The organism is Halorubrum sp. 48-1-W (genome assembly GCF_003287355.1).
Lineage (GTDB): Archaea > Halobacteriota > Halobacteria > Halobacteriales > Haloferacaceae > Halorubrum.
Map to the genome: position 1 here is coordinate 30,364 of NZ_QMIM01000027.1, position 14,956 is coordinate 45,319.

A 14,956-nucleotide genomic window follows, 5' to 3' on the forward strand; every position below is an offset into this window, starting at 1 on the left:
GAATCCGAGCGCCTTCGAAAGGGGAACGGTTTTACTCCCCGCATAACACCCATGAGATAATGCGATTTACGGGTGGTCCCTCATGGAACTGATCGACGACGACGGAGACCTCTTCGGCGTCGTCAACGTCGTCGACGCGCTCGTCGTGCTGTTGGTCCTCGCGGTCGGCGTCGCCGGCGTCGCGCTCGTGTTCTCCGACGACCCCGAGCCCGAACCCGACCTCGACTCCACGTACGCGACCCTCGACATGGGAACCCAGCCGGCCTACGTCGTCGGCGAAATAAACGAGGGTGACACCTACAGCCCGAACGGCGTCTCGACGATGACCGTCACCGACGTCCACCTCACGCCCCGCGGGAACGGCATCGGCGTCACCCTCCGCGTCGAGCTCGAGGGCGAACTCGACGGCGGCTCCATCGCCTACGGGGACGCCCCGCTACGGCTCGGTCGGAGCCTCTCGCTCGACACCGACCGGTACACGCTGGACGGCCAGATACGCGCCGTCGGCGACGGCGACGCGCTCGAACGCGAGGAGACGACGGTCGTCCTCCGTGACACGCTCGCGACCGCGGACGCCGAGGAGGTCTCCGCCGGCGACGAGGTCCGGCTCGCAGGCCGGACCGTCGCGACGGTCGAGAACGTGACGCAGTTCGCGACCAACAACCCCGACAGCCGTCGGGTGTTCGTCACTGCGACCCTCGAAACCCACCGGCAGGACGGCGACCGTCGGTTCGGCGGGAGTCCCGTACGGCGGGGACAGACCGTTCGACTGTCGACCGACGACTACACGATCGACGGGCAGATCGAACGAGTCGGAGGACGGCTCCAGCTCGGTTCGGCGTCCACCCGCACGGTCACCCTGCGGATGGACGACGTCCGCGAGGACATGGCCGACGCGCTCGAGCCGGGGATGACCGAGGAGGCCGGCGGCGACACCGTCGCGCGCGTGACCGCCGTCGACACCCGCCCCTCGCTCATCATCGCCACCGGCGACAACGGGTCGGTGAACGTCGTCGACCACCCGATCGACCGCGAGGTGACGCTCACGACCGAACTCCAGGTGCGCGAGACCGTCTCCGGGCCGCGGTTCAAGGGCGACCCCCTCCGACAGGGCGAGACGGTGACGATCGATCTCGGCACCGTCACCGTGCGCGCGACCGTCGTCAACGTGAGCGGATGAGTTCGGCGGTCGACGTCGGGGAGGGTCCGCGCGACCACAACCGGTTTGACGCTCCACCCGATCGGTTCACCCGATGACGACTCGTGACGCGGACGGGGACGTCCCGCGAACCGCCGGCGAGCCCGCGGACGAGGGACCGCTCTCACGGGTCGGCTCCGGCTCGACCGTCCTCGCCAGCGCCCGGTCGGTAGGCGACCGCGTCGCGAGCGCGGTCCGCGCCTCGTGGCTGTACCGGTGGCTCACGGCCGATCCCGACCCGGAGGTGATCGTGATCGACCTCCGCGAGACCTGGACGGTGGGTCCCTTCCTCCGGGTCCTCGACTGGGTCATCGCCTCCCTCGTCGGCGCGATGGAGGGGTCGATCCTCGCCGGGACGGTCGTAGCGGCGGTAACGCACGTCCGCGAGACGCCCCTGCGCGTCGCCGGCGGCCTCGCCGTGGGTGCGGGATCGGTCGCCTTCCTCGTCGCGGTCGCCGGCGACCCCGTCTCGCGGACGCTCCTCGCGGGCGCGCTCGCCCTCTACGTCGTCGGTGCTGTAGGGTTGCGCGATCGGCGGAGTTGGGCGGAGCTCCGCGACACCCGACCCGTCGAACTCCTGGTCCGCGCGCTGGAGCCACCGGCCCCGCCGGATGCGGCCGACGAGTCGGTCGACCCGCAAACGTCTCCCGACCCGGTCGAATCGACCGGGTCCGGCGGGATCGACGTGTCGACCGAGGACGCAGAGGTCTCGGGTGAGGACGAAAAGGCATCGGATGAGGACGAAGAGACCTCGGGCGAGGCACAACCGGAGCTGTTCGGCGAGGATCCCTCCGCATCGTCGACCGATGCGGAACCGACGCTGTTCCCGGAGGATCCCGGGGAGCCGGACGGCACGGAGTCGGAGGCCGCAGAGTCGAACCCCACGGAGCCGGACGACGCGGCGTCCGACCGACCCGCGGACGACGACCGGTCGTAGTCCCCTCGTCGGTTCCGAGCCCGGCTTCGCAGGGATCGGTGCCGCTTAAGTACCAGGATCGCGCCAGTGTGAGACGTGACGGACACGGACCTCCTCATCGCGGTCCTCGCCGGGATCGTCCAGGGCGTCGTCGAGTGGCTCCCGGTCTCGAGTCAGGGAAACCTCGCGCTGTTCCTCACGTTCGTCGGCACGGAGCCGGAGGCCGCCCTCCAGCTCGCGCTCTTCTTACAGGTCGGGACGACGCTCTCGGCGGCGACGTACTACCGCGGGGAGATCCTGACGGCGTTGCGCGCGACTCCCGGGTGGCGACCGGCCGGGGCCTACGACGGCGACAACGCGCTCGTCTCGTACGTCGTCCTCGCCAGCGCCGTGACCGGGCTGGTCGGGATCCCGTTGTACGTCTTCGCCGTGGACCTCGCGAGTCAGCTCACCGGCGGCGTGTTCATCGCCGGCATCGGCGTCCTGCTCGTCGCGACCGGCGTGCTGACGTACGCCTCCGAGTCGGTGTCGATGGGCGTGAACCGTGACCCGACGCTCGTCGATTCGGTGCTCGTGGGCGCTGTACAGGGGTTCGCGATCCTCCCGGGGATCTCGCGGTCGGGCGTGACGACGAGCGCGCTGTTGTTTCGGAGCTACGACCCGCCGGCGGCGTTCCGGCTGTCGTTCCTGATCTCGATCCCCGCGAGCGTCGGCGCGGCGGTCCTGACGCTCCTCGATGCCGGCGGGCTTCCCGGGATCGCTCCCGGGCCGGCTACCGCCGCGCTCGGCGTCAGCGCGGTCGTCGGCTACGTCACGATCGATGCGCTGATGCGGATCGTCGAGCGGGTTCCGTTCTGGGCCGTCTGTTTCGGGCTCGGCGGACTCGCGATCGTCGGCGGCGGCGTCGTCTCCCTCGTCGTGTGAGTCGACGTCGAGACTCGACGTCGGGAGTCGATGTCGGAACTCGACTCGCGGCTGTTTCGGGGAACTGACGCTCCTGAAACACCATATATTTTCTGTCATTCGATCCCATAACCTGTGATATTGGGCCTCCAAACATCGAAATTTCTCGTATCGGAAACGTCCAGTGTCGTAACCCATATATAACCCTCCAAATCGAGTACGAATATCCCGCAACGCCAGACGGTCGGGCGGTCGCGCGGGAACCAGGCGTCGCCGTGATCGGCGCGTGAGCATCCGCGCTAGCGACAGCACCGTCACTCGCGGGCACAGACATGACACGTGAGAACTCGCTTCGGATCACCGTGATCGTCGCCGTTCTGACCACTACCGTCATCGTGGCCGCGCTCGGCGTGGGTACTTCTTCGGTGGGTGCAGAAACCGTTGATGAGGTGTATATTAATCAGACAGGTACTCCGACAGATATTGTCCCGGGAGATACATCTCATACAATCCATGATATAATGATTGATACAAATAACAGCGATTTTGGTCCCAATGAAATCCGAATAAGTGTGAATTTGTCAAAGATTTCTACGCACGGAGTGAACACATCAACAGCATATGTAGATGATACGAGCATAAAAAATGGTCATCTTCACAGTCAAGAGAAATATATTTCTGAAAACGGTACTGAGAGCCTTCACTTGGTTATTGAATATACAGGAGATGGAGATCCACTTCAAATTAATAAACTGGTTATCGGAGGTATTACGACGAACAATGCTGAAATGAAATCTAATGTTCGATATAGTTTCGAAGTGAGTGATAATTCTACTCGAACTTTCGAAGATTCGTTTGCTAATACAGATGATTCTACTGTTTCTAACGAATTCAATATTGCGGGAGGATCTTTTCAATTCAGAGATCAAGCGACCGGATCCACTGATGGAGATCAATTCACCATTCCTTCTGCCACGATCGAGGATGTCGAAGCAAACGTAAATAGCACACTTATCGTTGCATACGAAGATGATGAGACTCGTATCGCGGGTATAAAATCTGTTTCACGTGATACAATAAGCCAGAGTGATGAAATTTCCATTAGGTATCTGGAAGCAAATGGTTTTCCAGGACCACATACGATCTATCTTGTTCCAGAAAGTAAATTGAGTAGCGAAAATTATTCTGCTGGGGACAAGTTGCCAACAAAGGCCTCAAAATTCTCGATTGCTACTCGCGTGGGCGATTCTTTGTTTGCATCTCTTGATTTCAACAACATCTCTGCTAACACAACAATTGAAGATAATATTACCATCGAGAATGCTAGGTTAGATGATGAATATGGTGGTAAGACACCATATATTGTCACAATTCATCCCGTTTTGAGTAATGGATCGATTCTAACTCACAAATATATTGGTAGGTCTCAAATAATTGCTGGGGACAATCAAGATGTTGAGATAGAATTAATAAATGAAGACGGTGATCCAGTTCTCCTTTCTCAAAGCAATCAATATGCGGCGATCATACGACTTGTTGATGATAACTCAGAAGTCGGTGACCCTGTTTCACTTGAATCCTCATCAATCTTACAAAACTCAGATCTCAATCAGCAATTTGTACAAAACGGTGTTTCAGATACGGCATTGATCTCAATTAATAAATCTGAGGAAGATCGGTCTACTACTAATCAGATATTTAATAATACATCTATAAATAGAGATGATGAAATATATGCTGGAGATCTCATAGCTTTCGAAGAATCTAGTGATGACGAAAATCGCATCGAATTATATCGCGAATTAACTCAAACAGAATCTGTTCTACAGGGCGTAGAATCAACAACGGATGATTCCAAACTCGTCTATTTCAATACGTCCCAACTTCCAACTGGAAATTACTCACTCTCTGGTGGTGAATATACTAAACAATCTCATTTTAAAATCATCGGAAGGGACGATCAGTATTCTAATCTGACCAGTATATCAAAATCGTCTGTTGTGAGTGATCGACTTGAATTTAATTTGGAAGCCGATTCCAACACAACCAACATTACAATTACCGACTCGAAAACGAACGACTCGATAGCCACGGCAACCGTCACGACACCGCGTGACGAATCGACGTCGCTCGAGTTCAACACCTATACAGCGGGCGATCCGGAACTCGAGTCCGACCTCTTTACTCTCGACGGGCCGGGAACGATCGAGTCGGTCACGACGTCGACGGCGAACGGGACGATCCCCGCCGGCGAGTACACGGTCACGGCGACGGCGGAGCCGGGCGGGCCGACCGATACCGCGACCGTGACGCTACGAAACCGCTCGACGAACGGTCTCTCGGTGTATTCGACCGCGGAGAGCGACGCCGACGCCTTCTCCACACCGGAATCGATCACGGATTCGATCGCGAACGGGACGCTCGCGCCCGCGGAGAACGTCACCGAGGGCGACACCGTCGTCTACGCGGTCAACGCCACCGGCCTGTCCGGGTACACCGCGGTCCGCGACCCGACGCTCGCCACGGGCGCGGACCTCGACCGACTCGACGGCGTCGAGTTCACGGTCTCGAACGAGTCGGAGACCGATCCCGACGCGACCCCCGCGACGACCGCGAACGGCACCACGGTCCTCACCCGCGAGACGGGACTCTTCCTCGTCGGCAACGGCACCGAGACGCGCAACGGATCGCTCGGCACGTCCGCCGAAACCGACCTCGAAGCGACGTTCGACGTGGTCGACGAACGCCTCCGTGACGCGGCCGGATCGAACGCCTCCCACGGCGGTGCCGCACGGTTCACCTACGTGCGGAACACGACCGACACCGACGACGCCGGCGACTCTGACGGAACCGACGACACCGACGACGCAGACGATGCCGACGATCCCGATACCACCAGCGACGATCAGGAGACCACGAGTTCGGATGACACTGCCGACTTGGAGAACACCACTGATGCCGAGAACACCACTGATGCCGAGAACACCACTGACGCCGAAAACACCACAGATTCCGACGACGTTACCGACTCCAAAACCACCACCAACTCCGAAACCACCACCGACTCGGAGAACACCACCGAGTTCGACGATACGACCGACTCCGACGGAAGCAACGATTCGGACGACGTCAACGACAGTACCGCCGAAAACACGACCGGCGGCGATGGTGACGACCTCGAAGCTACCGGAGAGACCGCGGCTGTAGACGGGAGCAACGATAGCGACGGAAGCGTCGATGAAACCGAGGAAACGCCCGCCGAGAGCGACCTCGACGGCGAGGACGTCGGCTCCGAGGGATCCGACGGTGCGGACTCGGGCGGCGGTGGCCGAGCGACGAGCGGTGGCGGTGGTTCGAGTGGAGCGACCGGTGGTGGCGGTGGTTCGAGTGGAGCGACCGGTGGTGGCGGGGGAACCGGTGGTAGCGGGGGAACCGGCGGCGGTGGTGGGGGAACCGGCGACAGCGACGCCGACGGTGCCGACCGTGACGGAAACGGCGGTGCCGGTGACGGCGGCGGAAACGGTGACGACGCCGACCGCACCGGTTCACCCGGAGCGGGCGACGGCGGGTCGGCCGACGAGGGGTCTCGATCCGACTCCGAACAGCCGGGATCGACGCCGGACGCCGACGACGGAGCCGAACCCGACCCGTCGACCGATCGCGACCCGGACACCCCCGGAGTCGGCGACGACGACGCGGACCCGGGATCGTCGTCGAACCCTGCGGCCAACGACGGACAGGCCTCGGGGGACGCGCCCGCTCGAGCGTCCACGGTCCGTGCGGTCGAGGAGCGTGCGCTCCGCGACCGCAGGGAGATCGGTCCCCACCCCGTGGAGGACTCGAACGAACTCGAGGAGGGTGAGTACGTGCCACGTCCCGAGAACGCGTCCTACGCGCCGGCCGTCGCAACCACCGGAGAGGGCGGGCACGACGACACCCCATCGGTCGAGGGATCCGGTGACGGGGAGGCCGCCACGCCGTCGGACGACGAACGGTCTCAACGGCCGCCGACCTTCGAGGAGGCCCCGCTGCGGTCGACCGCCTACGACGTTCCCGGGTTCGGTGTTCCCGCCGCGCTGATCGCGATCACGGCCGTGAGCGTCGTCGCCGGCCGTCGCGGAACGCCGTAGACGGTCGATCGCGGTGGCTCGACCGCCGACGCTTCGGCGATATTCTTTTGCTATCGCGACGCCTGTCTCCGGATATGAGTGTCACCCTCTCACCCCCGACCGAACGGACGTGCGAACTGTGCGGCCGCGTCGAGCGCTGGGACGAAGACGTGGAGGGTTGGCGGATCGACGAGAAGCCCGGCGAAATCTACTGTATCCACGACTGGGACATCAACGGAACCTACGCACCCTTCGAAGAGTAGTTGACGAACGTGTGTTGAGATTGATTTTACACCTCGTTCTATAGCTGAATTTGACCATATATGTCCAATCACGGGTAGAACTCGGTGATTGATCTGATCGAACGTAGGTAGTGTTAACCCGTACCAATCCCTTATAGATAATTACCTTATATTCCCTAATGTGTGTACGATGGTTCCTACCCATATCAGGGTTATTCCTTTAACCCATGATCCGTGAGGAGGTGTATGACCAAGTCACGTAGTACCACCCCCGACGGGGAGGGAACGGGGGACGGCCGCGGCGCCGGGCTCGCCTCCCCGACGGCGGACCGTTCGAACTGCGGGATCGGCGGCGTCATCGATCTCGACGGCTCGCCCGAACACGACACCGTACGCGACGCGGTTCGGCTCCTGGAGAACCTCGAACACCGAGGGACGACCGGCGCGGAGGAGAACACGGGCGACGGGGCCGGGATCATGGTGGCACGGCCCGACGAGTTCTTCGAGGCGGTCGTCGACGCCGACCTCCCCGAGGAGTACGCCGTCGGTTCCGTCTTCATGCCCCCGGATCCGGGTGTTCAAGCCGAGATACACGACGTCATCGCCGAGGTGCTCTCCGTGTACGGGCTGGAGGTGCTCGCCTGGCGCGATGTCCCGACCGACAACGACGACCTGGGCGAGACCGCACGCGAGTCGGAACCCCACGTCGCCCAGGTGTTCGTCGCCCCCGTCGAGGGAGCCGGTCTCGCGGAGCGATTCACCGACCCGTCGGCCGATCCGGACGCCGACCCCGACCGGCTCGGGTTCGACCGCGCGCTGTATACAGCCCGCCGCGAGATAGAGAACGTCGTGAGCGACGTCGACGGCTCGGGCCGGTTCTACGTCTGCTCGTTCGACCGGCAGCGCGTCGTGTACAAGGGGCTCCTCAAGGGGTCACAGCTCGCCGACTACTACCCCGACCTGAAAGACGAGCGGTTCGCGAGCCACGTCGCGTTGGTTCACGCGCGCTTCTCGACGAACACGCTCGGCGCGTGGCACCTCGCGCATCCGTACCGCAACGTGGTCCACAACGGCGAGTTCAACACGATCCGCGGGAACGTCAACTGGATGCGCGCCCGCGAGAACGACCTGGACCACCCGGCGTTCGGCGCGGAACTCGAGACGGTCCGGCCGGTGATCGACGACCCGAACCAGTCCGACACGGCGAGCCTCGACAACGCGGTCGAACTGCTCTTACAGACCGGCCGCGACCTCCCGCACGTCCTGCGGATGCTCGTTCCCGAGGCGTTCCGCGACGACGACCTCATGGCCGACGAGCGCACGGACTTCTACGACTATCACGCCTCGCTCGTCGAGCCGTGGGACGGCCCCGCGCTCGTCATCGGCTTCGACGGCGACCGGGTCGCGGGCGTGCTCGACCGCAACGGGCTCCGGCCCTGCCGGTACGAGGTGACGACCGACAACCGGCTCGTCGTCGGCAGCGAGGTCGGCGCGCTCCCCACCGACGCCGCGAACGTGACGCGCCGCGGACGGCTCCAGCCCGGCGAGATCTTCGTCGCCGACCCCGAGGAGGGACGGATCGTCCCCGACGACGAGGTGTTCGACGAGCTAACCGACGAGAAGTACGGAGAGTGGGTCGACGAGGCGCAGGTGGAACTCGACGAACTCGTCGACGAGGGCGCCGAAGCGACGACTGACCTCGACGCGACGGCGGACGCCGGAGCGACGCCTGACGCCGAAGCGACGGCAGACATCGACCCCACTGCCGAATCGACGACGGACGCCGACCCGACCGACGACGACCCCGGCGTTCGCGCCTACCAGGCGGCCTTCGGCTACACCACGGACTCGCTGAACCACCTCGTGGAGCCGATGGCGGAGGCGGGCAAGGACCCCGTCGGGTCGATGGGCGACGACACCCCGCTTTCGGTGCTCGCCGACGTCGACCGGCCGCTTTTCACCTACTTCAAACAGCTGTTCGCGCAGGTGTCGAACCCGCCGATCGACTACATCCGCGAGGAGCTCGTCACGTCGCTCGAGTCCCGGATCGGCAACCAGCGCAACCTGCTCGCGGAGACGCCCGAACACGCCCGGCAGATCGTCGCGGACTCCCCAGTCCTGTCGGACGCGGAGACGGCCACGCTGAAGGGTCTCGACGGCGACTCCGGATTCTCCGCGGAGACCGTCGACGTCACCTACGGCCGTGACACCTCCCTCACCGACGCGGTCACCCGGATCCGCCGCGAGGCGTCCGACGCGATCGAGGCGGGCGCGGACGTGGTCGTGCTCTCGGACCGGGCGGTCGGTCCGGACCGGCTCGCCGTACCGAGCCTGCTCGTCACCGGCGCGGTCCACCACCATCTCGTGCGCAACGGCCTGCGCAACCGCGCGGGGCTCGTCGTCGAGTCCGGCGAGCCCCACGAGGTCCACCACCTCGCCACGCTGGTCGGCTACGGGGCGGACGCGGTCGACCCGTACCTCGCGTATGCCTCCATCGCCGACGTGGTCGCCGGCCCCGACGGCGCGGACGAGACGGAAGCGATCGCCGCCTACCGTGGCGCGCTGGAGGACGGCCTCCTGAAGACGATGGCGAAGATGGGCATCTCGACGGTCGAGTCCTACCAGGGCGCACAGATATTCGAGGCCGTCGGGCTCGACTCCGAGCTCGTCGGCGAGTTCTTCGAGGGGACCGAGATCCGCACCGAGGGGATCGGGATCGAGGTGATCGAGGACGACCTCCGGACGCGCCACGCGATGGCGTTCGGCGTCGATCCCGAACTCGAGACGGTCGGCGAGTACGAGAACCGCTCGTCGGGCGTCCACCACGGCTGGAACCCCCAGACGGTCGGGACGCTCCAGAAGGCGGTACGGAGCGGCGACTACGGGGAATACGGCGAGTTCGCCGAGCTGGTCAACGACCAGTCCGAGACGCTCCAGACCCTACGCGGACTCTTGGAGTTCGACTCCGACCGCGACCCGGTTCCGATCGAGGAGGTCGAGCCGGTCGAGTCGATCGTCGAGCGCTTCTCGACGGCCGCGATGAGCCTCGGTAGCCTCTCGCCGGAGGCCCACGAGAACAACGCCATCGCGATGAACCGTCTGGGCGCGAAGTCCAACACCGGCGAGGGCGGCGAGCCGCCCGAGCGGTTCGACACGGAAAAGGAGTGTAACGTGAAACAGGTCGCCTCCGGCCGCTTCGGCGTCACCGCCGAGTACCTCGCGAGCGCCGACGAGCTCCAAATAAAGATGGCGCAGGGGTCGAAGCCCGGCGAGGGGGGCCACCTCCCCGGCGAGAAGGTCAACGAGATGATCGCGCACGTCCGGTGTTCCACCCCCGGGGTCGGGCTCATCTCCCCGCCACCGCAACACGACATCTACTCGATCGAAGACCTGAAACAGCTCATCTTCGATCTGAAGGCGGCGAACCCCTCCGCCGACGTCAACGTGAAACTCGTCTCGGAGGCCGGGATCGGTACCATCGCGGCGGGCGTCGCGAAGGCGAACGCCGACGTGGTCCACGTCTCGGGGCACTCCGGGGGGACGGGGGCGTCGCCGAAGACGTCGATCAAGAACGCGGGGCTCCCCTGGGAGCTCGGGCTCGCGGAGGCGAACCAGATGCTACGCGCGACCGGCCTGCGCGACCGCATCCGCGTCGCTGCCGACGGCGGGTTGAAGACGGGTCGCGACGTGGCCGTCGCGGCCGCGCTCGGCGCGGAGGAGTACGTCTTCGGGACCGCCTCGCTCGTCACCTCCGGCTGCGTGATGGCCCGGCAGTGCCACGAGAACACGTGTCCGGTCGGCGTCGCCACCCAGCGCGAGGACCTCCGCCAGCGCTTCCCCGGCCAGCCGGACCACGTGATCAACTACATGACGTTCATCGCCCAGGAGCTACGCGAGCTCATGGCCGAGCTGGGGTTCACCGACCTCGAGGCGTTCATCGGTCGGCCCGACCTCCTCGTCCAGCGCGAGACCGACCACGAGAAGGCGAAACACCTCGACCTCTCGGCGGTGATCGCCGACCCCGCCGGCGACTCCCGAACCAAGACTCGCGCGCAGGCGCATCCGGGCATCGAGGAGCTGCTCGACTGGGACCTGATCGAGGAGGCGTCGCCCGCCATCGAAGAGGGCACGCCGGTCGCGCTCACCCGCGATATCGACAACGTCGACCGCGCGGTCGGCGCGACCCTCTCGAACCGGGTCGTCTCCGCACACGGCGGCGAGGGACTCCCGGACGACACCGTCACCTGCCGGTTCGACGGGCACGCCGGCCAGAGCTTCGGCGCGTTCCTCGCGCGTGGGATCACGATGGAGTTGACCGGCGCGACCAACGACTACGTCGGCAAGGGCCTCTCCGGCGGGCGGATCGTGGTCTCGACGCCGGAGGACGCGAGCTACGACCCGGCCGAAAACGTCGTCGCGGGCAACGTCTGTCTGTACGGCGCGACCGCGGGCGAGACCTACGTCAACGGGGTCGCCGGCGAGCGGTTCGGCGTCCGCAACTCGGGCGTCTACGCGGTCGTCGAGGGCGTCGGCGACCACGGCTGTGAGTACATGACCGGCGGCGTCGTCGCCGTGCTCGGCGATACCGGCCGCAACTTCGCAGCCGGCATGTCCGGCGGCGTCGCGTACGTCTACGACCCCGACGACCGGCTCGCGGAGCGGCTCAACCGCGGGATGGTGTCGCTCTCGGCCGATCTCGACGCCAGCGACGAACGGATGCTCCGCCGGCTCGTCGAGAACCACCGCGCGTACACCGACAGCGACCGCGCCGACGAGCTACTCGACGACTGGGAAGCTACGCTCTCGGACTTCGTCCGCGTCTTCCCCGACGCCTACGCCGACGTGATCGCCGAGGGGACGGGCACTGACGTGCGCGAGGAGCCCCCCGCGTCCGCCGACGCCACGCCCGAGGTTGTCGGCGACGCGGCCGAGCAGGTCTCGGGCGACGACTGAGTCGGCGGATATCTCCTTCTTCATTTTTTCTCGTCCAGATCCGTAGGAATCCTCGGATGGCGATGCGTTTTGATCCGACTGAAATCAACATATAGCGCCCGTTGTTCGTACAATCGTGAGCGTCTCTCTATCACACGCTCAATATTGGCGAATTAATAGAACGGATTATTCTCCGTTACACTCTTGCCATCCATCGAAGAGATGTTCATTTTGTCGCCAGAGTTGGGGTTTGAGGAATGAACGGGTGATGACGGCGTTGACGAATCGCGGAGCGACTCGTTCGCGCACCAGAAATCAAAGATTTCTGGAGACGCTGTATCCCTTCCCTACTCGCTCCCTTCGGTCGCTTCTTGAGGAACGGAACTTAGCGCCTACAAACTGTTAATACGCGCCGGGCGAACCCTCCGTCGTGGACGAACTCGTCGTGCGCACCGAGGTGTACGCCGACCCGGAGACGGTGTACGAGTTCCTGCTGGACTTCCCGGGGTACGCGCACTACTCCGAGTACCTCCGGGAGGTCCGAACGCTCGCGGGCGACGGCGGCCCGGGGACCCGCTACGCGCTCACGTTCGCCTGGTGGAAGCTCACCTACACCGCCCGCTCGGAGGTGACCGGCGTCGAGCCGCCGGAGCGTATCGACTGGGAGATCACGAAGGACATCGACGCGGGCGGCTGCTGGCGGGTAACGCCGTGCGGGGACGACGACGCGCAGACGAGGTGTGGGGTCGCCCTGGAGGTCGAGTTCGACCCCGGATCCGCCAGCTCGGACGCGCTCGACCTCCCGCGGCTCGTCTCGTTCGACTGGGTACTGGAGAAGGCGGTCCCGCTCATTCGGGGCGAGGCCGAGCGGGTTGTCGAGCGGGCGGTACGGGACCTGGAGGGGTCGACGCGGGACGTCGACCTCGAGGTGTACGTCGACTCCGACCGGGTCTGAGCCCGGGGCGGTCCGTGATTCGAAGCCCTTAAGATATTCACCGGGGAACGGTTGGACGCGTACGAGGGCTCGTAGATCAGTGGTAGATCATCCCCCTGGCACGGGGAAGGCCCGGGGTTCAAATCCCCGCGAGTCCACTCGACTCACTTCGTTCGTCTCATTCCCTCGCTTGGTCCCGTTCGCTTCGCTCACGGGACCCCCGCGAGTCCATCCCGACTCCTCCGTTGTACCGGTTTTTCACAAACACACAGTAGATATATCGACGAATCCACTGAAATACACCTTGGGGGTGGAAGACATAATCGAGGACCGTCTCGAAACTGAGAAAGAGATTCTAGCGGGCATGGAAAACGATCTTGAAGATATGGTGGATGGGACGTGCGAGTTCTGTGGCCGCCCCTACTACGAAGACTACCTAGTCCCGACTAGCAATGATCTTAAACATCCTCTCGGACAAGTATCGGGGAGCCTCTGTATTTCCTGTTGGCGCAAACGTAACGACCTACCGAGGTAAGATCCGGGTGATGTGAAGTGAGGAACACTTGGTAAAACTACGTATCGAAGAGGGTGCCATAGACCTCCTCTCATACCGCGATGATCGTGCTTCCCGATTGCCTCCGGGTTGTAGTTGGTGATAACGACGACGAAGGGGAAGCCACAGGGGAGAAAATACTTCTGCCCATGTGTGGACGTAGCCTCGGGTGTGCGTAGGCCCGAGGCCGCAGTCTTTCACCGATTCGTTGGTTCGTCCGGCGCCTGTACGACGATTGTACGTCTCATCCATCGTGGGCTGCTTCAGCTGAACATCCTCGCTGTGTTGTTCGATACGGTCTTCGCCCCTGTACTCGATAGTTGAATCAATACAGTAGGTCAACTCAAGCAGGCCGCGGCGCGCGACCTGCTCAAAAAATGGTTGAACACCTCATCAATGAATTGTTCAAGCTCTTGTATCCGTTCTGTCTGCGCGGCCATGAACACGTCGAATAGTTGGGAAACTCGAAGGAGAGGAGCTCGAACAGCGCTAGCGTCTCGGTCTCCACGACAGATATAAACGAGTCTATCGAAGGATTGTGTTAAAACGTCGCTACATCCATGTACCTCGGGGTTCACCCTGTTCTTTGGTGTGCTAATCGTTCTATGACACCATCTACAAATAACCAAAATAATCGGACATACGTTCATCTCAGGCACTCCTTGATAATATTCAGGGATTGGTTACGACTTGAGCTGTAATATCGGGCAGTGGAATACTTTATCATACCCCATTCATCTGAGGAGTGTCAATGAAAGGGAAAAAGCTCTTTTTTGTACTCGGAGCAACTAGCGGGGGTACTGCCATTGTCGGGTCAGGGGCGTTTAGTAGCATACAGGCTGAAAGGGGCGTCTCTGTGGAGGTCGTCGGTGACGAGTCGGCGCTGCTTACACTGGAACCGACCGACGGACCAAACGGAAAGGACGCGTCGATCGGCGGCGACGGGATGCTCGAAGTACAGGTTTGTGAGGAGAACGATCGTGTCGAGGGTTCGGGGGTCTATCCCAACTCGTGGTATGATCTCGGGAAAGTATACGAGATCACGAATCAGGGGACACAATCGGTCGGTGTGTGGATCGAACACGATTCTGAGTACATCACGTTTGAAACGAACGGCTCTGGTGAATCGCCAGAAGGCGTTTGATTTCACTGGTTTACGGCTCGCTTGA

8 protein-coding genes, 1 tRNA gene and 1 pseudogene are annotated in these 14,956 nt (G+C 62.9%); 9 read left to right on the forward strand and 1 reads right to left on the reverse strand.

Features of this window, described 5'->3' with window-relative positions; all coding sequences use genetic code 11:
* The first annotated feature begins 82 nt into the window (after positions 1 to 82).
* From DQW50_RS12895 to DQW50_RS12925, 8 genes are all read left to right on the forward strand, one after another.
* On the forward strand, positions 83 to 1,180 hold the full coding sequence (locus tag DQW50_RS12895) for a DUF4330 family protein (RefSeq protein WP_112079684.1): 1,098 nt from the start codon (positions 83 to 85) through the stop codon (positions 1,178 to 1,180).
* Between the two features lie 73 nt (positions 1,181 to 1,253).
* The gene (locus DQW50_RS12900) at positions 1,254 to 2,135 is read left to right on the forward strand and encodes a hypothetical protein (protein ID WP_112079685.1); all 882 of its coding nucleotides are present in this window, start codon (positions 1,254 to 1,256) and stop codon (positions 2,133 to 2,135) included.
* A gap of 75 nt (positions 2,136 to 2,210) precedes the next feature.
* Positions 2,211 to 3,038, forward strand: a complete 828-nt coding sequence (locus DQW50_RS12905; protein ID WP_112079686.1) for an undecaprenyl-diphosphate phosphatase — start codon at positions 2,211 to 2,213, stop codon at positions 3,036 to 3,038.
* Between the two features lie 2,003 nt (positions 3,039 to 5,041).
* Positions 5,042 to 7,147 carry a PGF-CTERM sorting domain-containing protein gene (locus tag DQW50_RS12910; RefSeq protein WP_112079687.1) on the forward strand — a complete coding sequence of 702 codons (2,106 nt, stop codon included), beginning with the start codon at positions 5,042 to 5,044 and terminating at the stop codon, positions 7,145 to 7,147.
* 74 nt (positions 7,148 to 7,221) lie between these two features.
* Positions 7,222 to 7,389, forward strand: coding sequence for an HEWD family protein (locus DQW50_RS18215; protein ID WP_198664680.1), 168 nt, complete (start codon positions 7,222 to 7,224; stop codon positions 7,387 to 7,389).
* 225 nt (positions 7,390 to 7,614) lie between these two features.
* Positions 7,615 to 12,321 carry a glutamate synthase large subunit gene (gltB, locus tag DQW50_RS12915; RefSeq protein ID WP_112079688.1) on the forward strand — a complete coding sequence of 1,569 codons (4,707 nt, stop codon included), beginning with the start codon at positions 7,615 to 7,617 and terminating at the stop codon, positions 12,319 to 12,321.
* A gap of 409 nt (positions 12,322 to 12,730) precedes the next feature.
* A complete protein-coding gene (locus DQW50_RS12920) occupies positions 12,731 to 13,255 on the forward strand; it encodes an SRPBCC family protein (RefSeq protein WP_112079689.1) in 525 nt (174 codons plus the stop codon).
* 65 nt (positions 13,256 to 13,320) lie between these two features.
* Positions 13,321 to 13,392, forward strand: a tRNA-Ala gene (locus DQW50_RS12925).
* A gap of 487 nt (positions 13,393 to 13,879) precedes the next feature.
* Here DQW50_RS12925 and DQW50_RS12930 read toward each other — a convergent pair.
* Positions 13,880 to 14,105, reverse strand: a pseudogene (locus DQW50_RS12930) (IS5/IS1182 family transposase); the annotation flags it as partial.
* A gap of 433 nt (positions 14,106 to 14,538) precedes the next feature.
* On the opposite strand from DQW50_RS12930, the gene DQW50_RS12935 reads away from it, so the two are divergent.
* Positions 14,539 to 14,931 carry a hypothetical protein gene (locus tag DQW50_RS12935; RefSeq protein ID WP_127341336.1) on the forward strand — a complete coding sequence of 131 codons (393 nt, stop codon included), beginning with the start codon at positions 14,539 to 14,541 and terminating at the stop codon, positions 14,929 to 14,931.
* Positions 14,932 to 14,956: the final 25 nt, after the last annotated feature.

Coding starts and splice junctions, on each gene's coding strand:
- DQW50_RS12895 (WP_112079684.1), top strand. CDS start 83: ATGGAACTGATCGACGACGACGGAGACCTCTTCGGCGTCGTCAACGTC.
- DQW50_RS12900 (WP_112079685.1), top strand. CDS start 1,254: ATGACGACTCGTGACGCGGACGGGGACGTCCCGCGAACCGCCGGCGAG.
- DQW50_RS18215 (WP_198664680.1), top strand. CDS start 7,222: ATGAGTGTCACCCTCTCACCCCCGACCGAACGGACGTGCGAACTGTGC.
- gltB (WP_112079688.1), top strand. CDS start 7,615: ATGACCAAGTCACGTAGTACCACCCCCGACGGGGAGGGAACGGGGGAC.
- DQW50_RS12935 (WP_127341336.1), top strand. CDS start 14,539: ATGAAAGGGAAAAAGCTCTTTTTTGTACTCGGAGCAACTAGCGGGGGT.